Below are 17,642 nucleotides of genomic sequence, written 5' to 3' on the forward strand. Positions count from 1 at the left end.
TGGAGGTGTCCTGCCCCGCCCAGCTCCCGCCGGATCTGCCGGTGTTCACCGGCCGCAGAACGGAAATGGCGGAGGTGCTGGCCCGGCTGCCGGGGGCGGGGCAGGACACCTCCACGGTGCTGATCAGCGCCATCGGCGGGATGGCCGGGATCGGCAAGACCACCCTGGCCGTGCACTGGGCCCATCAGGTCGCCGGCCGCTTCCCCGACGGGCAGCTCTACGTCAACCTGCGCGGATTCGACCCGACGGGGCCCGCCATGACCCCCGGGGAGGCCGTACGCGGCTTTCTCGACGCCCTGGGTGTGCCGCCGCAGCACATCCCGAACGGCCTGGATGCCCAGGCCGCGCTCTACCGCAGCCTGCTGGCCGGCCGCCGGGTCCTGGTGCTGCTGGACAACGCCGCCGGCACGGATCAGGTGCGGCCGCTGCTGCCCGGCTCGCCCGGCTGCCTCACGATCGTCACCAGCCGCAACCAGATGCACGGGCTGCTGGCGGCGTACGGCGCCCATGCGCTGAGCCTGCGGCCGCTCGATGTGGACGAGGCCCGGGAGTTCCTGGCCCGCCGGCTCGGGGACGACCGGGTGTCGGATGCCCCGGGAGCCGTCGCGGAGATCGCCGAACGGTGCGCCGGGCTGCCGCTGGCCCTGGCCTGCGTCGCCGCCCGCGCGGCGCTGAGTCCCGACGTTCCGCTGTCGGTCGTGGCCGACGAGCTGCGGGAGACCCGGGAAAGCCTCGAGGGGTTCGCGGGCGGTGAGGTGTCCACCGATGTCGGCGCGGTGTTCTCCTGGTCCTGCCGCGCCATCTCCCCCGCCGCCGCCCGGCTGTTCCGGGTGCTCGGCCTGCAGGCCGGACCGGACATCTCCGCCGCGGCGGCGGCCAGTCTGGTCGGCCTTCCGCTGCGCGAGACATGGCCGTTGCTGGCCGAGCTCACCCAGGTGCAGCTGATCGGCGAGCACGCTCCCGGCCGGTACGTGCTGCACGACCTGCTGCGCGCCTACTCCCGGGAGCTGGCGCGGGCCCAGGACTCGCAGGACGAGCGGCGGGCGGCTGTCCACCGGCTGCTCGACCACTATGCGCACGCCGCCCACGCCGCGGATCTGCTGCTCGCCCCGCACCTGGACCCGGTCCCTCCCGCGCCGCCGCGGCCCGGGGTGACCCTCGAGTCCTTCTCCTCCGCCGAGCGGGCACTGGACTGGCTCACCGCCGAGTACCCGGCGCTGCTGCTGGCGGTGGACGTCGCGGTGCGAGGCGGATTCGACATCCACGCCTGCCAGTCGGCCTGGGCCCTGGAGGCCTTCTTCGACCGCCGGGGCCACTGGCACGACTGGGCCACGGTCCAGCGCACCGCCCTGGGAGCCGCTCTGCGGACGGGCCTGCCAGCCATGGAGGCCCGCGCCCTGCGGGCCCTCGCCCGCGTCGAGGGCCGCCTCGGCCGGCATGACGAGACCCGTACGCATCTCGAACGCGCCCTGCACCTCTTCACGGAGCTCGGCGACGACGTCGGGCGGGGCAACACCCACCGCAGTCTCGGCTGGACCGCCGAGCAACTGGGCGATCTCCGCGGGGCCCTGCGCCACAACCAGCAGGCGCTGGAGCTGCTGCGGTCGGCCGAGGACCGGCCCGCGTGGGCGAGCGTCCTGGCCTCGGTGGCCTGGTACCACGCCCTGCTCGGCGAGTACGACCTCGCCTTCAGCCACTGCCGCACGGCGCTGCCGGTGCTACGGGAGTACGGCGACCGCTACGGCGAGGCCGCGGCCTGGCACAGCATCGGCTACATCCATCAGCAGGTCGGCCGCCATACGCGCGCCCTCGGCGCGTACGGCGACGCCCTCGAGCTGTACCAGGAGCTGGGCGTGCCCTATATGGAGGCCCAGACGCTGACCGACCTCGGGGACGTGCACAGCGCGCTGGGCGACTCCGAGTCCGCCCGAGCCGCCTGGCGGGAGGCATTGACGCTGCTCAACGGGCTGGAACACCCCGACGCCGGGAAGGTGAGCGCGCGCCTGGCCCCGGGCGGCGAGGCGCACCGGGGGTGACCCGGCGGATCACCGGCCGAGGCGCTGTCGCCCGCTGTCGCCCGCTGCCGCCCCTCGGCCGGGCCTGCGCCGGGGGCCCGTACGACTGCGCCCGTTTTACGGGCAGCCCTGTACTATTTGCCGCCGTATCCACGCGCTGAGGGTATGTGAGGAGCGAGGGTGTCGCGGGAATCTGTACGGTTCGCGGTGCTGGGGCCCATACGGGCCTGGCGGGCCGGGGCAGAGCTGGACCTGGGGCGCCCCCAACAGCGCGTATTGCTGGGCCTGTTGCTCGCGCGGGCGGGGCGGCCCGTCGGGCTGAGCGAGATCGTGGACGCCCTGTGGGGCGAGGATCCGCCCGGCAGCGCCGTCAACGTCGTCCGCCGGCACATCGGAATCCTGCGCCGCACCCTGGAACCCGGGCTGCCCCTGAGGGCGCCCGGTCACTGGCTGCTGCGCGAGGCGGCCGGCTACCGGATCGCCGTCGACGCGGACTCGCTGGATCTCCTCCGCTTCCGTCAGCTGCGCGAGCAGGCCGACGAGGCCGCCGACCGGTCCCCCGGGCGGGCCGTGACGCTGCTCACCGAGGCGCTGGCGCTCTGGAAGGGGCCGGCCGGCGCCGATGTGTCCGTCGAGATACGGGCGCGCGCCTTGCTCGACGTACTCGACCGGGAACACCTCGCGGCCGTGAAGGAGCTGGCGGACGCGGCGCTGCGCGCCGGGATGACGGCCCCGGTCCTGGACGAGCTCCGGAAGGCCACCCTGGCCAACCCGCTGGACGAACCCCTGCTGGCCAGGCTGGTGCTCGCCCTGGCGGCCACCGGCCAGCGGGCCGAGGCGCTGGAGACCCACCGCGCCGCCGTCGCCCGGCTCGCGGACGAACTGGGTCTGACCCCGGGGCGGGAGCTGTCCGACGCCCATGCGGCGGTGCTGCGCGAGTCCGGTCCGGCCGCGCGCCCCGCCGCGGCCTCTGCCGCGGCCTCTGCCGCGGGCTCCGGGGCCGCGCTCGGCGGGGAGCCGGCGGACGGCGGGCTGCTGTCGGCGATCCCGCTGCCGGGTGTCGGGTACTCCGAACCGCGGCCCGCCCAACTGCCCCAGGACCTGCCGATTTTCTCCGGTCGGCGCGCCCAGTTGGCGAAGCTGTCCGCCCTGCTGCCGGAGGAGGGCCGGCCGCTCGACACGGCGGTGATCAGTGTGATCGAGGGGATGGCCGGAGTCGGCAAGACCACGCTGGCCGTGCACTGGGCCCACCAGGTGGCCGACCGCTTCCCGGACGGCCAGTTCTATGTCGACCTGCGCGGATTCGACCCCACCGGCACGGCCCTCGACCCCGGGGAGGCCGTCCGCGACTTTCTGTGCGCGCTCGGGGTGCCGCGGCACCGCGTGCCGCACGGTCTGGACGCCCAAACCGCGCTGTACCGGAGCCTGCTGGCCGGGCGGCGCTTCCTCGTTCTGCTGGACAACGCCCTGGACACCCAGCAGGTGCGGCCGCTGCTGCCCGGGGCGCCCGGCTGTCTGGTGATCGTCACCAGCCGGGACACGCTGACCGGGCTGGTCGCCGACCACGGCGCGCATCCGCTGAGCCTGTGCTGGTTCGACGCCGAAGAGGGGCGCGAGTTGCTGGCCGCGCGGCTCGGGGCCGCCCGGGTCGCGGCCGAGCCCCAGGCCGCGGCCGAGATCGTCGAGCTGTGCGCCGGACTGCCGCTGGCCCTGTCCTGCGTCGCCGCCCGGCTGGCCGCACACCCCGGCTTCCGGCTGTCCGCCTTGGCCGCCGAGCTGCGCGATGCCCACGACCGGCTGGACGCCATCGCCAGAGGGTCCGCCGAGGTCAGCACGGTCTTCTCCTGGTCGTATCGCGCGCTGTCGGCAGGCGCCGCCCGGCTCTTCCGGCTGCTCGCCGGCCACCCCGGCCCCGACCTCTCGGCGCCCGCCGTGGCCGAACTCGCCGGACTCGGCACTCAGGAAAGCGCTCGGCTGCTCGCCGAGCTCACCCGGGCCCACCTGGTCGCCGAGCTGAGCCCCGGCCGGTACTCCGTCCACGACCTGCTGCGCTCCTATGCCGCGGAGCTCGGCGACGATGGTCACTGAAGTGACACTTTTTTGTACTTACTGCGCTTGTACGGTCACTCACGAAGAGAACAAGGCCCTCATCCCGGCGACAAAAGCCGAGGTCGAGGGCCATTCGTCGGGTGCCGGTGGAGGCGCATGTGGGAATCGGCCGCACCGCGGAACCGCGGGAGGAGACCCCCGGAACCGTCGCCGGGTATGAGGGCGCGCGGTATTGGACGTCCGTCGGTCTGGACATCGCCGTCGTGGACGCCGCGCCGCGGATGTCCCTCGGCGACGGCCGGTCGGATCCGGCGACGGCCGTATCGGTCCTGTCCGACCAGTCGCCGGGCCGCGGCCCCCGTCTGGTCGCAAACGACCCGGGTGACTATCACTTCGTGGGGCTGCGGGGCGCGGGCGGTGGCTCCCTTCGGCACGGCGGGCCTGCTGGGCCTGCTGGGCCTGCTGGGCCTGCTGGGCCTGCTGGGCCTGCTGGGCCGAAGACGCTGCTGCGCCCGGGGGACATCCTCTTCTACGACGCCGAACTCCCCCACCTCCTGTTGATGCCCGCCGGTGCCCGGCTGAAGATCTTCCTGCTGCCGCGGCAGCTGCTCGGCGTCGGCAAACACGATCTGCGCCGGGTCACGGCAACCCCCGTCCGCGGCGCATCGCGGCTCGGCTCTCTCGTGTCGCCGTTCCTGTCCGAGCTGGCCGAGATGGTGACCTCCGCCGCCCCCGCGGTCGGCGAGACCGTCGCCCGCAATGCGCTGGCTCTCCTGGCCACCCTGGTCATGGAGCAACACGCCCCGCCGACCGCCGATATGGCGGATGCGCGCCGGGCGCTGCTGCTGAAGATCCAGCGCTTCATCACCCACCACCTCTCCGACCCCGACCTCTCGCCGGAGGCCATCGCCCGCGCCCACCACATCTCGGTGCGCTATCTGCACAAGCTCTTCCGGGACGAGGGCACCACGGTCGGACGCTGGATACGGGGCCGCCGGCTGGAGGAGTGCCAGCGCGAACTGGTCCTGGCCCGGGGGCGCCAGACCATCGCGGCGGTGGCCCGCCGCTGGGGGTTCATCAGCCCGACCCACTTCAGCCGGGTGTTCCGGGCCACGTACGGGATGTCCCCCCGCGAATGGCAGGGCGCCGCGAGCTGACCGGCGGCGCTCAGCTCGTCGGCGGGGCCCAGTGCGCGTCGGCGGTCGAGACGCGGTGCGTGACCAGCGCGGTGACCAGGAGCAGCAGCAGGGCCAGTCCGAGGGCTGCCGCGAGATGTGTGTGCAGCACCAGCAGGGCGCCGATCAGGGCCCCGAGGAACATCGCGAGTACGGACAGGATCCGCCGGCCCGGCCGGGGTGCCGCGCCGCCGGCCGGGGTGGAGTCGGCGGCGAGCCCGGTCAGGGTGAGAGTGAGGACGGTGGTGGTCATGTCGGGGACGCCGAGACGCCGGGCCACGGCGTTCTGCAGGCCCATGGCCAGGCCGAGTAGCACGATCAGGGCGTACTCGACCCCGGTGGTGACCCGGCCGTCGGCCGCGGCCGCGGTGGCCGCCGCCGCGCCGAACAGGACCGTCTGAACACCCGTGGCGACGGCCAGCAGCCGTCCGCGATGTGCCACCAGCCGGGTCGCGAGCCGGCCTCCCGCCAGGGCGCCGGTCAGGAACACGGCCAGCGAGACGAGGGACGCCGAGGCCGAGAGCCCCTGGGCACCGGTCAGGGCGAAGCCGAGGAAGACCACGTTGCCCGTCATGTTGGCGACGAAGACATGCCCGAGTCCCAGGTAGCTCACCGCGTCGACGATGCCGGTGACCAGCGTCAGGGTCAGCATCAGCGGCGGCAGCGGGCCGTGCCGGTCCGCGCGGGGCGGTACCAGGGTGCGGGCCGCGTCAGTCAACAGTGCGCGCATCGGCGGTCGTCCTCTCTTCGGTGGTCGAACGGTGCAGGACCAGACGGGTGAGCAGGCCGCTGGCCAGGCCGAGCGCGATCGTCGCCGAGGACAGCCACACCGGCCAGTCCAGGCCGATCGCGTGGTCGGCGGACCATCGGCCGGAGCCCGTGAAGGACACCGCCGCGCAGACGACGACCAGCACCAAGGGGTACTCGTAGCCGTCGTTCTGCACCCACAGTCCGTGCTGCCACTTGACGGTGATCGCCACGGTCATCACGCCGATGGCGACCATGGCCGCCATCGGCGTGAGCGCCCCGAGCGCCAGGAACAGGCCCGAACCGATCTGGCCGGCGCCCGCGGCGAGCGCGGTGAGGGAACCACCACGAAAGCCGTCGTGCCGGAACTCCTCGATTCCCCCTGCCAGACCGTGGCCGCCGAGGCGGAAGCTCACCTTCTGCACTCCGTGGCCGGCGATGAGCAGGCCCACCACCACCCGGAGGATCAGCAGTCCGGTGTCCATCGTGTTCGGTTCCTGTTCCTGGTCCTGGTCTTATGACCGGTGTCGGGGGTCGGGGTCAGCCGGCCGCGTGCGGGTTGATCATGGACTGTGCGTAGAAGACACCGAGGCCGTAGGCGCCGGCGTGCTCCTTGACGACCTCCGTGACGGGGCCGTAGGTCTCCGTTCTCGCCCAGTCGCGCTGCAGCTCCAGCAGCACCTGCACCCAGGTCACCGGCACCGCGCCGGCCTGGATCATCCGCTGAATCGCGTGTTCGTGGGCCTGGGGGGTGACACCGCCGGAGGCGTCGGAGACGACATAGACCTCATAGCCCTGGGCGATCATGGACAGCACGGGCAGCACCAGGCAGACCTCGGTCCACAGCCCGGCGATGACCACCTTGGTACGGCCGGTGGCCTTCACCGCCTCGACGAGCGCCGGGTCCTCCCAGGCGTTCATCGAGGTACGGTCGATGATCTCGGCGTCCGGGAAGACCTCCGCCAGCTGCGGCAGGACCGGGCCGGAGAAGGACTCGGCGGCCACCGTGGTCAGGACCGTCGGCACATCGAAGACCTTGGCGGCCTTGGCCAGGCCGACGGTGGCATTGATGATCGCGGTGCGGTCGCCGCTGCCGGTGCCGAAGAACATCTGCGGCTGGTGGTCCACGAACAGCACCACGGCGTTGTCCGGGGTGAGCAGGTCGGGGCTCGGTACGGCGCTGACCTGGTTGATGTCGACCATCGTGGTTTCCCTTCTCGATGCTGGGCAGTTCTGGGCTGCTGTTATGGGTTGGACGGTGTGAGACACCGTCAGAGGACGAAGCAGGGGTCGTACGGCTCGGGACGGCCCCCGTCGGCGAGCCCCCGCTGGACGCGCCACTGCCAGTGAAGTTCCGACTCCGCGGCGGCCTCTCCCAGCAGCTCCGCCTGACGGGCACCGGAGCCGCCGGCTCCCCCGGTGGCCCAGTGGCCGCCGAAGTGCGCCACCGGGCTCCACTCGGGGCTGACGGCCGGGATCTCCTCCGCCATGCCCTCGTACTCCGCCACGGCGTGGACGACCCGGCCGCCGACGACGGTCAGCAGCGACTCGATATGCGGGATGTCCCCCTCCCGCACGGTGAAGTAGTCGTCGGACAGGATCGCGAGGTCGCCGAAGAAGCCCTCCCGCAGGATGCCCTTGACGTCGTCCTCGCCGGTCAGCGCGGCGCCGGCCCGGGTGTACATGGCCAGTGCGGTCTCCCGGTCGACCCGGTTCTGCGGCGGCCGCAGGGCCACCCCGCCCAGGGTCCGGCCGGAGATCAGCCAGTGCAGCGCGACCCAGGGGTTGTAGGAGGACACCCGGGTGGCGTCGGTGCCGGCGCCGACGGTCAGCCCGCGCGCCAGCATGGCCCGCACCGGCGGGGCCTCCGCGGCGGCGCCGAGACCGTACCGGCGCGCGAACACCTCGCCCTGGAACGACATCCGGTTCTGTACGGACATCGCCCCGCCGAGGGCCGCGACACGGTCGAGGCTGTCCGGGGACACGGTCTCCGCATGGTCGAACAGCCATCTGTTCCCGGCCGGGAACAGCCCCTCGGCGGCAAGCTTCTCGAACACCGCCAGGTCGCGCCTGATGGTCTCGTCGTAGGTGGCGTGCAGCCGGAAACCCCAGCCGTGACCCATGAGGAGCCGTACCGCCTTCTCGAACCCGGCCTCGTAATCGCCGCTCAGTTCCGGGCGGGGCTCGGCGAAGTTCTCGAAGTCGGCGGCGGCCCAGGTCAGGTTCTCGCCCGCGCCGTTCAGCCGCAGCCACTCGTCCCCGTCCTCGGGGCGGACCATCTCGATCCAGCGGGCGAGGTCGTCGAGCTCCTGACCGGCGGTCTGCGGGAACAGGTGGTAGGCGATACGCAGCGTCAGCTGCCCGTCCCTGGCGAGTTCGGTGACCGTGCCGTAGTTGTCGGGGAAGTTCTGGAAACCTCCGGCGGCGTCGATCGCGGAGGTCAGCCCGAAGCGGTTCAGCTCGCGCAGAAAGTACTGGGTGGAGGTCTTCTTGTCCTCCCCCTCCAGTGTAGGGGCCTTGGCGAGCGTGGAGTAGAGGATCAGAGCGCTGGGGGCGGCCAGCAGCATCCCGTTGGGCTCGCCGTTCCTGCCCCGTACGATCTGGCCGCCGCGGGGGTCGGGGGTGTCCTTGGTGTAGCCGACGGCGCGCAGCGCCGCCCGGTTCAGGATCGCCGACTGGTACAGATGCAGGACGAAGACCGGGGTGTCCGGTGCGGCGGCGTTGAGCTCGGCGGGGGTGGGCAGCCGCCGTTCGGCGAACTGCTCGGCCGACCACCCTCCCACCACCCGCACCCACTGCCCCTTGGGGGTGCGGGCCGCCTGCTCCCGCAGCATCGCCAGGGCCTGACGCAGCGTGGGCACACCGTCCCAGCGCAGTTCGAGGACATAGTTGAGACCTCCCCGGATCACATGCAGATGGGCATCGTTGAGCCCGGGGATCACGCGTCGGCCGACCGCGTCGACCACGGTGGTGGCCGGGCCGACGAACGGCGCGACCTCCGCGTCGTCCCCGACGGCCGTGACGAGGCCGTCGCGGATGGCCAGGGCGCCGGCGTGCGGGCGGCCGCTGTCCCCGGTGTAGATCTTGGCATTGCGGACGATCAGGTCCGCGGCATCGTCGGCGGCGTGCGGAACCAAGCCACCGACCGGCATCGTGGGCACCTCGGCAGACTCCAAATAACGACGTCGGGATCGCCCAGGACACTAGGGCTCGTCGGCGCCCCCGTATTGCCCGGCAGCGCACTGCTTCCGGCCCGACAGCGCACGGCGCGGCGCCGCGTCCCACGAATGGCGCTGCGGGGAAAGACCCGGTGCGCTGACGGGCAAGAGTTTTCCGCCGGCCGACCTAAGGTGGCCACAGCAACCGGGAGATTTACCCCTTCTTCCCGGAATTCCCATTCGTATCCCCGCACCACTCGGGAGCCCCACATGTCCGACGCCTTCGTGCCGGTCCAGCCCGTCCTGGAGCCGGCCGCGGCCGCCTTCGCCGAAGCCACCGCCAAGCCGCCGTTCCTCTTCGATCTGCCCCCGGCGGAGGGCCGGGCGGCGGTCGACGAGGTGCAGTCCGGCGAGATCGACAAGCCGGAGGTGGAGGAGGAGTGGATCACCGTGGCCGGTGGTCCGACGGGCAGTGTCCGGGCCCGGATCGTCAAGCCGGCGGGTGCCACCGGGGAACTGCCGGTGATCCTGTACATCCACGGTGCCGGTTGGGTGTTCGGCAACGCCCACACCCATGACCGCCTGGTGCGCGAACTCGCCGTCGGCGCGGGCGCGGCCGTGGTCTTCCCCGAGTACGACCTGTCGCCGGAGGCCCGGTACCCGGTGGCCATCGAGCAGAACTACGCGGTCGCCCAGTGGGTGGTCCGGGAGGGCGCGTCCAAGGGTCTTGACGGCACCCGTCTGGCCGTCGCCGGGGACTCCGTCGGCGGCAACATGAGCGCGGCGCTGACCTTGATGGCCAAGGAGCGCGGCGATGTGCCGCTGGTCCAGCAGGTGCTGTTCTACCCGGTCACCGACGCGAACTTCGACACCAACTCGTACCACCAGTTCGCCACCGGATACTTCCTGCGCCGGGACGGCATGCAGTGGTTCTGGGACCAGTACACCACCGACGAGGCGCAGCGGGCCGAGATCACCGCCTCCCCGCTGCGCGCCACCACGGAGCAGCTCACCGGTCTGCCTCCGGCCCTGGTCATCACCGGCGAGGCGGATGTTCTCCGGGACGAGGGCGAGGCGTACGCCAACAAGCTCCGTGAGGCCGGTGTCCCGGTCACCGCCGTGCGTTTCCAGGGCATCATCCACGACTTCGTCATGCTCAACGCCCTGCGTGAGACCCATGCGGCGGAGGCCGCCATCAAGCTGGCCGCGGACACGCTGGGCGCCGCGCTCAACGAGCGCTGAGAAGGAGATCTGATATGACCTCGCCTACCGCCCCGACCGTTCTTCTGGTCCACGGTGCGTTCGCCGACGCGGGCAGCTGGTCCGGCGTCATCCGCGAGCTGCAGAGCCACGGTGTGTCCGTGGTGGCGCCGCCCAACCCGCTGCGGGGACTCGCGTCCGACGCCGCGTACGTCGCCTCCGTCGCCGCCCAGATCGACGGCCCCGTCATCCTGGTCGGCCACTCCTACGGCGGTGCGATCATCACCGTCGCCGGGGCCGCCGAGAACGTCGTCGGGCTGGTGTTCGTCGCCGCGTACGTCCTGGAGGAGGGGGAGAGCCTCGGCGAGTTGCAGGGGCGCTTCCCGGCACCGCCGCTGGCGGACAACCTGCGCCCCGCGACCTTCCCGGTCGAGGGCGCCGAGCCCGCGGTGGAGCTCACCATCGTGCCCGAGGCCTTCCCGTCGGTGTTCGCCGCCGACGTACCCAAGGAGGTCACCAAGGTCCTGGCGGTGGCGCAGCGCCCGCTCGCCGCGGCGGCGTTCGATGAGCCGGCCCGGGCCACCGCTTGGCGGACCAAGCCCTCCTGGGCGCTGGTGGCCGACGCGGACCAGGCCATCAACCCCGAGGTGCAGCGCTTCGCGGCGCAGCGGGCGGGGGCGAACGTCGTCGAGGTCGAAGGGGCCTCGCACGCCGTCGCGGTGTCCCAGCCGAAGGCCGTCGCGGACCTCATCCTCGACGCCGTCCGCGCGACGGGCTGACGCCTCTGGACTGGGCCTCACAACAGCAGCAAGCCCGGCCGGGGAGCGCCCCGGCCGGGCTTGCCGCTGTTGCGGCTTGGCTGACGGCGGGTGGCCGCGGCGGCTCAGTCGGCCGCCGGCCGGCCGCCGCGGGTCACCGTGACGACCGCGGCCAGCACCGCCAGTACGATCCCCGTGGCCAGGGCCGGCACCGGGGAGAACACGGTCAGCAGAACGAGGGCGGCGGCGACGAGGAAGGGCACCGACTCGCCGGCACACTGCTGGTGGGGCCGCAGATGCAGCGCCCATACGGTGAGCAGGAACACGGCCGCCGGGACGGCCACCATGGCACCGGCGACCTGCGAGGGCACGCCCGTGCGGTGGGTGACCTGGTCGGCGCTCACCCCCAGGCCCGCCCCGATGGCCGCCGCCGAACCGAAGATCAGGTAGTGCCCGTACGCCCACCGGAATCGTCTGCCGGGGGCCTGGTGCGTGGTGGCGAGCAGGGTGTGCGCGGGGCGGGCGAAGTACAGCCACCACATGGCGAAGACCATGAGCAGTCCGCCCGCCGCCACCGCGTACAGCGCCCCGGTGGGGTGTTCGTCGAAGGCGGTGCGGACCGCGGCCGTGGCGGAGGCGACGGACTCGCCGAGCACGATCAGCGTGAACAGTTCGTAGCGCTCGGCGATGTGGCGCGGATGCCAGGGGGTCATCCCGGCGGACTGCGCCCACACCGGTACGGCCACCTCCGCCACCACCAGCACCGCGATGCCCGGCGCATGCACCGCGTCCGGCAGGAACAACATGGTCACCCAGCCGATCTGACAGGCCACCACTCCACAGGCGAAGCGCAGGGTGGTCCGGCGCCGTTCCGGGTCGGCCCGCGAGGCGCGCAGCCACAGCCCGGCGAGCGCGGTGCGCATCACGACGTACCCCAGGGTGATGACGCTGAGGTCGTCCCCCTCGAACGCCCGCCGCACACCGGCCGCGAGGATCAGCGATCCGGTGATCTGGACGAACACCATCAGCCGGTACGGGGTGTCCTGCGGGTCGTAGGCGGAGGCGAACCACGTGAAGTTCATCCACGCCCACCACACGCTGAAGAAGACGATCAGGTAGTGCAGGACGCCCGACGCATAGTGGCCGCTGGTGACCGCGTGGTGGAGGCTGAAGGAGGCCTGGCTCACGGCGACCACGAAGCACAGGTCGAAGAGCAGCTCCAGTGATGTCGCCACGCGGTGCTTCTCGCGCGGGTCACGAGCCCGCATGGACGGCGCCTTCACGCGGCTGTCCAGGGGGTCATGGCTGGCCGGTCGTTCCGGGGCCGCGCGGGCGGCTTCGACGGTCCGGTGGACGGTGGGATTCGCATAGATCAGGTTCCTGAGTCGCTCGACGGGCACCTCCGCGATGACGGCGACCCAGGTCGTACAGTACTTCGCCGCCCGCGGACCCCGCCAAGGCGGCCCCGGCCAGGACACGGCCACGGTCATTCATCTCTGCTGCTGATAACAGTTGTCCCGGATCATCGCCGCGACGGGGGAAGCATCCGACGCCTGCCGAGCGCTTGCACCCGTGCGAGCGCCGAAGCAGTCGCTCCACCACCGCGAAGCCCCGTCCGAGAAGGTGTCCGAGCCCATGACCATCACCCGGCTCCGTTCCTCCCACCCGACCACTCCCCCCGTACACCGCGCCGCGCCCGCGCGGGCCGGATCCGGTGTCCCGGGGTGGCTGGTGGCGCTGCTGGCCGTCGGCACCGGCCTGACGGCCGCCAACCTCTACTACGCCCAGCCTCTGCTGGCCTCGCTGAGCGGTGTCTTCCACATCGACACCGCCACCGCGGGCGGGCTGATCACGCTCACCCAGATCGGCTATGTGGTGGGCATGCTCTTCCTGGTCCCGCTCGGCGACCGGTTCGAGAAGCGCCGGCTCGTCACCGTCCTGCTGGCGGTCACCACGGTCGCCCTGCTCGTCGCCGGTACGGCGGCCAGCTTCCCAGTGCTGCTGATCGCGTCCCTGGTCAGCGGGGCCACCTCGGTGGTGGCCCAGATCCTGGTCCCGTTCGCCGCGAGCCTGGCCCCCGACCACGCCCGGGGCCGGATCGTGGGCCGGGTGATGAGCGGACTGCTCACCGGCATCCTGCTCTCCCGCACACTCAGCAGCCTGGTCTCCGATGTGGCCGGGTGGCGGGTGGTCTACCTGGGCTCGGCGGTCCTGATGGCGCTGCTGGCCGTGGCCCTGTACCGGGCCCTGCCCGAGCACGCCCCGACCACCGGCGCCCCGTACCACCATGTGCTCCGCTCCACCGTCCGGCTGGTGCGCACCCACCCGGTGCTGCTGCGCCGGGGGCTGTACCAGGCCGCGATGTTCGGTGCGTTCAGCGCCTTCTGGACCACGGTCTCGTTCGTACTCACCGGCCCGGAGTTCCACTACTCCGCGATCGGCGTGGGGATCTTCGCCCTGGTCGGCGCCGCGGGTGCGGCCGTGGCACCGCTGGCCGGACGCTGGGCCGACCGCGGGCTGGCACGGCCGATGTCCGGTGCCGCCTTCGCCGTCGCGGCGCTCGCCTCCGCGGTCGCCGGCTTCGGCCAGCACAGCATCGTCCTGATCGCGCTGGCCGCGATCCTGCTCGACATGGCCGTGCAGACCACCCTCATCCTCGGCCAGCACACCATCTACCGGCTGGACCCGGCCGCCCGCGCCCGCCTCAACAGCGCCTTCATCGCCATCTTCTTCGCCGGGGGCGCGCTCGGATCGCAGCTCGGTTCCCTCGCCTACCGCGCGGGTGGCTGGACCGCGGTGGCCGCGCTCGGGGCCGTCCTGCCCGTCCTGGCCCTGCTCTACTGGACCACGGAGCACCGGAGGGCCCGGCGCGCCGCCCACTGATGGCGCACACCGGCCCATACGCGAGCGCCGACACCCGGGGACGGGGTCGGCGCTCGCGGGCTGCTCGCCATCTGCACGCTGCCTGCGGCCGTCGGCGCTCGGGTCATGCGGCTGTGGGCGTGATGTGGCGCAGCAGCGCGGCGGTCGCCGGTGGCGTCTCGCCCCGGGGCCGCACCACCATGACGTGCCAGCGCGGCGGGTTCCGGACGAATCGGCGCAGCGCCAGGTCGGGGAAGCGAACGGCGATCGACTCCGGTATGACGCACACCCCGAGGTCGTGCCTGACCAGTTCGGACGCCGCGACGATGTCGTTGACCTCGAAGGCCGGGACGCGCTCGACCAGGGCGGCCCGGAAGGCCCGGTCCACCGCGGAGCGGATCGCCCAGCCGGGCGTGAAGTCGATGAACGGCATCCGGGCGGCCTCGGCGAAGGTGACCTGGTCGTCCTGGGCGAAGCCGCGTACCGGCGAGGCCGCGAGCACCATCTCCTCGCGCACCAGCGGCCGGACCAGCAACCCCCGCTGCTGCTGGCGGTCGAGGGCCACCACGGCCAGGTCCACCGAGCCGTCGCGCAGCGCCTCCCGGATATCGGCCACCGGCCCCTGCCGGAGCCGGACCACCACCCGTGGGTGTTCCGCCCGCAGCCGGGCCAGCGCACGGTGCAGCCCGACCCAGACGCCCTGCATCGTGCCGACCGTGACCTGCCCCCGCAGCTCGCCCCGCGCCACGTCGACCGCCGCCCGTGCCTGCTCCGCCGCCCGTAGCGCCGCGCGGGCCGCGGGCACGAACGCCTCACCGGCGGGGGTGAGGGCGACCCGGTGCGTGGTGCGGTCGAAGAGCCGGGTCCCCATCTCCTTCTCCAGCGCGCGGACCGTACCGGACACCGCCGACTGCACCACATGCAGCCGCCGCGCCGCCGCGGTGAACCCGCCTTCCTCGGCGACCGCGACGACGACCTCCATCTGCCGCAGATCCATTTCCACTCCCCGACGGACGAGCTATTGCGGGTCATCTCTTGACGAGATCAGCACACTCCTCGATCATCGCACGGCAGGATCAGCCGCGCCCCGGGGTGGCCGTAACGACGCCGTCGCCGGTGCGCTGTCGGGCAAGGCCCCGTGCGCCCGTCGGCATACCGCCCCCGTCCGGCGGGTTAGGTTGACCTGGGGCATGAGCCCCGTACCGCCTTCGCCGAACGGAACACGATGACACAGCCTGCCGCCGCCCCCGTGGTCAGCCGAGAGGACCACAAGCACCGCTACGAGATCCTGGTCGACGGGCAGCTCGCCGGCTTCACGGAATACCGCGACCGCGGCGAGCAGCGTGTCTTCTTCCACACCGAGATCGACGACGCCTTCGCCGGGCAGGGCCTCGCCTCCCTCCTCGTCCAGCAGGCGCTGACCGATGTGCGCGACAGCGGGCTGCGCGCCGTGCCCATCTGCCCCTACGTGGCGAAGTTCCTGAAGAAGCACACCGAGTTCGACGACATCGCCGACCCCGTCACCCAGGACGACCTGCGGTGGCTCCGTACGGCGCTGCGCTGACCGGCGGGTGCAGCAGCAGGACCGAGGGCACCTGGTCCGGGCAGGCGAAGCGCAGCAGTTGGTGTCCCACCCCCGAGAGGCCCGTCAGCAGGCCCGGTGTCTCGCTGCGGGTCGGCGAACCGCACACCCAGCCGCGCTCCGCGGCGGTGTCGAGCTTCTGTCCGAGCAGCCGCATCAGCCCGCCGGGCTCCGACCTGCCGCTCCGCTCGGCCAGCAGGACGAGTTCGAGGTTGCCGAGGTCGCCGTGGCACATACTGTCGCTGCCCCGGCCCATGAGCCGGTGAGGGCCGGTGTCGTCGAACCGCAGGGCCGCCATCGCCTGGGCGGCCAGCTCCTCCTCCCGGCCGGCGGTCCCGGGCCTGCCGATCAGATCGAGCCGGGACATGGCGATGCCCGCGGCACCGTGACACCACAGCGACCGGAAGGGTGACACGGCCTCGGCGCGGAAGTCGGGCCAGTTCCCCGCCTCGGCGTCGTACACCTCCGTCTCGTACGCCAGCCCGCCGGCCACCGCCTCGGCGCAGCCCTCGTCGGGCGCGAGGGGGTGCAGCCGGGCCAGGGCGGTCACGATACCCGCCGTTCCATGGGCGAGGCCGGTGAGCGGCCGGGTGCTGTCGATCTGGTGGTGTTCCCAGGTCAGAGCGGTCCCGGCAGCACCGGGGACGGCGCCGGTGACCAGGTGGCGGGCGGTGGCGCGGGCGAGGGCCGCCGCTCGGCCGTCGGGGTCGCCTCCGGCGTCGATCAGGCTGAGCAGGGCCAGGGCACAGCCCGCCGAGCCGGCCACGACGTCGAACGCCTTGATGCCGCTCAGGGCCCGTTCCGCGGCGGACAGCACGGGCTCGCGCACCGCGGCCAGATGCGGTGTGCCGCCCAGCAGCCGGTCGAGGTGCGCCAGGAAGTACAGCGGCCCCATCCAGCCGCCGAACGCCCCGATGTCCGTGTCCCCGCCGCTCCCCCAGCCGCCGGGGGCGTGTGCCGCGGCGTGTGCGTGCACCCGGCGGACCACCTCGTCGGCGACGTCCAACGCCGGCTGCGTGAAACGCCGGTGGCCGCTGATCCGGCCCAGCCGGGCGAGGAAGAGACCGATGCCGGACAAGCCCGAGTAGAGGTCCTGGCCGAGCGGGGCGAGGTCCCAGACCCCGTGCGCCACCGGCTGCGGTGCGACCCAGCCGACCCGCCCGTCCCGGGCGATGGCGAGGTGTCGTACCCGGTCGCCGATCGCGGTGGCGGCGGCGATGAGTTCTTCGGTGTCGGCGCTGCGGGTCCGCGGCCTTGCCGGGCCGGGGACCGTGGCGGGCCGCTCCTCCAGCAGGCTCATATCGACGCTGCCGACGAAGGACCCGGCGATGATCCGCTCCTGGAACTCCCGGTCCTCGGGGCCCATGGCCTCGATACGGCGGCGCACCGCGGCGAGCGCCGGTTCGGGGAAGAACCCGGGCACCGCCCGCCCGTCGTCGAGCAGCAGCTTCCGCGCCCCGGGCAACGCCTCGAACAGCGGGATGTCCCCGCGCAGCACCGCGTCCATCTCGGCGCGTACGACCGCCTCGCCCGCGGCCCCCGCGTACCGCCCCGCGCACAGCCGTGCCGTACTGCGCTCCCGTTCCAGCGCGTCCCGCAGAAAGTCCGGGTGGGTGCTCTCGGCGAGCACCTTGGCGTAGACGAAGCTCGCCCGCGGCAGAAAGCGCACCGGTGTGCCGGCGAAGCCGGCCACCAGGCCGCCGGGGGCCAGGAGTTCCGCGCGCCGGGCGCTGATCCAGTCGTAGCCGAAGCGGAAACCTGCCAGCACGTCGGGGGTGTGGTCCGCGGGGTCGGCGGGTGTGCCGTCGGGCAGCCGCGGCCGGTTCTCCCCGCCCGCGGTGGTCACGTGTTCCCACACGATGTGCACCTCGTCGGTGCCCGGGTTCTTCTCGACGGGCACCGGCACGACCGACGGCTGGTCCCGGGCCCCGTTCAGCCCGCTGTAGTCCGCGGCGGGCGCGCCCGCCGCGGCCCGGTCCAGCACCACTTTGGTGGGCAGCAGCGCGGTGGCCCGTACCGACTCGCGCAGCGCGACGAGGGCCGGTTCCTCCGGCTCCCCCTTACCCCCGCCGTCTCCCGCGCGCTCGGGGGCGCGG

Annotated in this window: 14 protein-coding genes; 7 read left to right on the forward strand and 7 right to left on the reverse strand. The window is 72.9% G+C overall.

From position 1 onward, the window contains the following. The 3 genes from CCN51_RS21305 to CCN51_RS21315 all read left to right on the forward strand — a co-directional run. Positions 1 to 2,036 (forward strand): tetratricopeptide repeat protein (locus tag CCN51_RS21305; RefSeq protein WP_107426028.1); only part of this gene is annotated, 2,036 nt, incomplete at its 5' end. A gap of 159 nt (positions 2,037 to 2,195) precedes the next feature. Continuing rightward, on the forward strand, positions 2,196 to 4,103 hold the full coding sequence (locus tag CCN51_RS21310) for an AfsR/SARP family transcriptional regulator (protein WP_014181739.1): 1,908 nt from the start codon (positions 2,196 to 2,198) through the stop codon (positions 4,101 to 4,103). A 119-nt stretch (positions 4,104 to 4,222) separates the two neighbouring features. After that, the gene (locus CCN51_RS21315; protein ID WP_245881661.1) at positions 4,223 to 5,221 is read left to right on the forward strand and encodes a helix-turn-helix domain-containing protein; all 999 of its coding nucleotides are present in this window, start codon (positions 4,223 to 4,225) and stop codon (positions 5,219 to 5,221) included. A gap of 10 nt (positions 5,222 to 5,231) precedes the next feature. Here CCN51_RS21315 and CCN51_RS21320 read toward each other — a convergent pair whose 3' ends face one another. From CCN51_RS21320 to CCN51_RS21335, 4 genes are all read right to left on the reverse strand, one after another. Further along, complete coding sequence (locus CCN51_RS21320; RefSeq protein WP_043488166.1) at positions 5,232 to 5,969, reverse strand: YoaK family protein; 738 nt, start codon at positions 5,967 to 5,969, stop codon at positions 5,232 to 5,234. Continuing rightward, a complete protein-coding gene (locus CCN51_RS21325) occupies positions 5,950 to 6,471 on the reverse strand; it encodes a DoxX family protein (protein WP_014181735.1) in 522 nt (173 codons plus the stop codon). The genes CCN51_RS21320 and CCN51_RS21325 overlap by 20 nt, the downstream gene beginning before the upstream one ends. 55 nt (positions 6,472 to 6,526) lie before the next feature. Beyond that, entirely contained in the window at positions 6,527 to 7,189 is a 663-nt protein-coding gene (locus CCN51_RS21330; RefSeq protein WP_014181734.1) for a hydrolase, read from the reverse strand. A 68-nt stretch (positions 7,190 to 7,257) separates the two neighbouring features. Next, positions 7,258 to 9,138, reverse strand: a complete 1,881-nt coding sequence (locus CCN51_RS21335) for an amidohydrolase (RefSeq protein WP_043488163.1) — start codon at positions 9,136 to 9,138, stop codon at positions 7,258 to 7,260. 276 nt (positions 9,139 to 9,414) lie between these two features. Here CCN51_RS21335 and CCN51_RS21340 point away from each other — a divergent pair, with 276 nt between their 5' ends. Continuing rightward, positions 9,415 to 10,386, forward strand: coding sequence for an alpha/beta hydrolase (locus CCN51_RS21340; RefSeq protein ID WP_014181732.1), 972 nt, complete (start codon positions 9,415 to 9,417; stop codon positions 10,384 to 10,386). Between the two features lie 14 nt (positions 10,387 to 10,400). Continuing rightward, the gene (locus CCN51_RS21345) at positions 10,401 to 11,123 is read left to right on the forward strand and encodes an alpha/beta fold hydrolase (protein ID WP_014181731.1); all 723 of its coding nucleotides are present in this window, start codon (positions 10,401 to 10,403) and stop codon (positions 11,121 to 11,123) included. A 104-nt stretch (positions 11,124 to 11,227) separates the two neighbouring features. On the opposite strand, the gene CCN51_RS21350 is transcribed toward CCN51_RS21345, so the two are convergent. Beyond that, positions 11,228 to 12,370 carry a low temperature requirement protein A gene (locus CCN51_RS21350; protein ID WP_055414353.1) on the reverse strand — a complete coding sequence of 381 codons (1,143 nt, stop codon included), beginning with the start codon at positions 12,368 to 12,370 and terminating at the stop codon, positions 11,228 to 11,230. A gap of 367 nt (positions 12,371 to 12,737) precedes the next feature. Between CCN51_RS21350 and CCN51_RS21355 the strand changes: the two genes are divergently transcribed. Beyond that, positions 12,738 to 13,985: an MFS transporter gene (locus CCN51_RS21355; RefSeq protein ID WP_014181728.1), complete on the forward strand. Its 1,248-nt coding sequence runs from the start codon at positions 12,738 to 12,740 to the stop codon at positions 13,983 to 13,985. Between the two features lie 103 nt (positions 13,986 to 14,088). Here the strand turns inward: CCN51_RS21355 and CCN51_RS21360 are convergent, their stop codons facing one another. After that, positions 14,089 to 14,961 carry a LysR family transcriptional regulator gene (locus CCN51_RS21360; protein WP_014181727.1) on the reverse strand — a complete coding sequence of 291 codons (873 nt, stop codon included), beginning with the start codon at positions 14,959 to 14,961 and terminating at the stop codon, positions 14,089 to 14,091. 228 nt (positions 14,962 to 15,189) lie between these two features. On the opposite strand from CCN51_RS21360, the gene CCN51_RS21365 reads away from it, so the two are divergent. Next, positions 15,190 to 15,528 (forward strand): GNAT family N-acetyltransferase, encoded by a 339-nt coding sequence (locus tag CCN51_RS21365; RefSeq protein WP_043488159.1) that lies wholly within the window; start codon positions 15,190 to 15,192, stop codon positions 15,526 to 15,528. Here the strand turns inward: CCN51_RS21365 and CCN51_RS21370 are convergent. Next, a partial coding sequence (locus tag CCN51_RS21370; protein WP_143675865.1) for a type 2 lanthipeptide synthetase LanM family protein occupies positions 15,485 to 17,642 on the reverse strand: 2,158 nt, incomplete at its 5' end. The genes CCN51_RS21365 and CCN51_RS21370 overlap by 44 nt on opposite strands.

The sequence above is a fragment of the Streptomyces milbemycinicus genome (genome assembly GCF_002154605.1).
GTDB lineage: Bacteria > Actinomycetota > Actinomycetes > Streptomycetales > Streptomycetaceae > Streptomyces > Streptomyces milbemycinicus.

Excerpts from the sequence above, each read along its gene's own strand:
- CCN51_RS21335 (WP_043488163.1), bottom strand. The coding sequence starts at position 9,138 with ATGCCGGTCGGTGGCTTGGTTCCGCACGCCGCCGACGATGCCGCGGAC.
- CCN51_RS21345 (WP_014181731.1), top strand. The coding sequence starts at position 10,401 with ATGACCTCGCCTACCGCCCCGACCGTTCTTCTGGTCCACGGTGCGTTC.
- CCN51_RS21355 (WP_014181728.1), top strand. The coding sequence starts at position 12,738 with ATGACCATCACCCGGCTCCGTTCCTCCCACCCGACCACTCCCCCCGTA.
- CCN51_RS21320 (WP_043488166.1), bottom strand. The coding sequence starts at position 5,969 with ATGCGCGCACTGTTGACTGACGCGGCCCGCACCCTGGTACCGCCCCGC.
- CCN51_RS21340 (WP_014181732.1), top strand. The coding sequence starts at position 9,415 with ATGTCCGACGCCTTCGTGCCGGTCCAGCCCGTCCTGGAGCCGGCCGCG.
- CCN51_RS21325 (WP_014181735.1), bottom strand. The coding sequence starts at position 6,471 with ATGGACACCGGACTGCTGATCCTCCGGGTGGTGGTGGGCCTGCTCATC.
- CCN51_RS21360 (WP_014181727.1), bottom strand. The coding sequence starts at position 14,961 with ATGGATCTGCGGCAGATGGAGGTCGTCGTCGCGGTCGCCGAGGAAGGC.
- CCN51_RS21350 (WP_055414353.1), bottom strand. The coding sequence starts at position 12,370 with ATGCGGGCTCGTGACCCGCGCGAGAAGCACCGCGTGGCGACATCACTG.
- CCN51_RS21330 (WP_014181734.1), bottom strand. The coding sequence starts at position 7,189 with ATGGTCGACATCAACCAGGTCAGCGCCGTACCGAGCCCCGACCTGCTC.
- CCN51_RS21365 (WP_043488159.1), top strand. The coding sequence starts at position 15,190 with ATGACACAGCCTGCCGCCGCCCCCGTGGTCAGCCGAGAGGACCACAAG.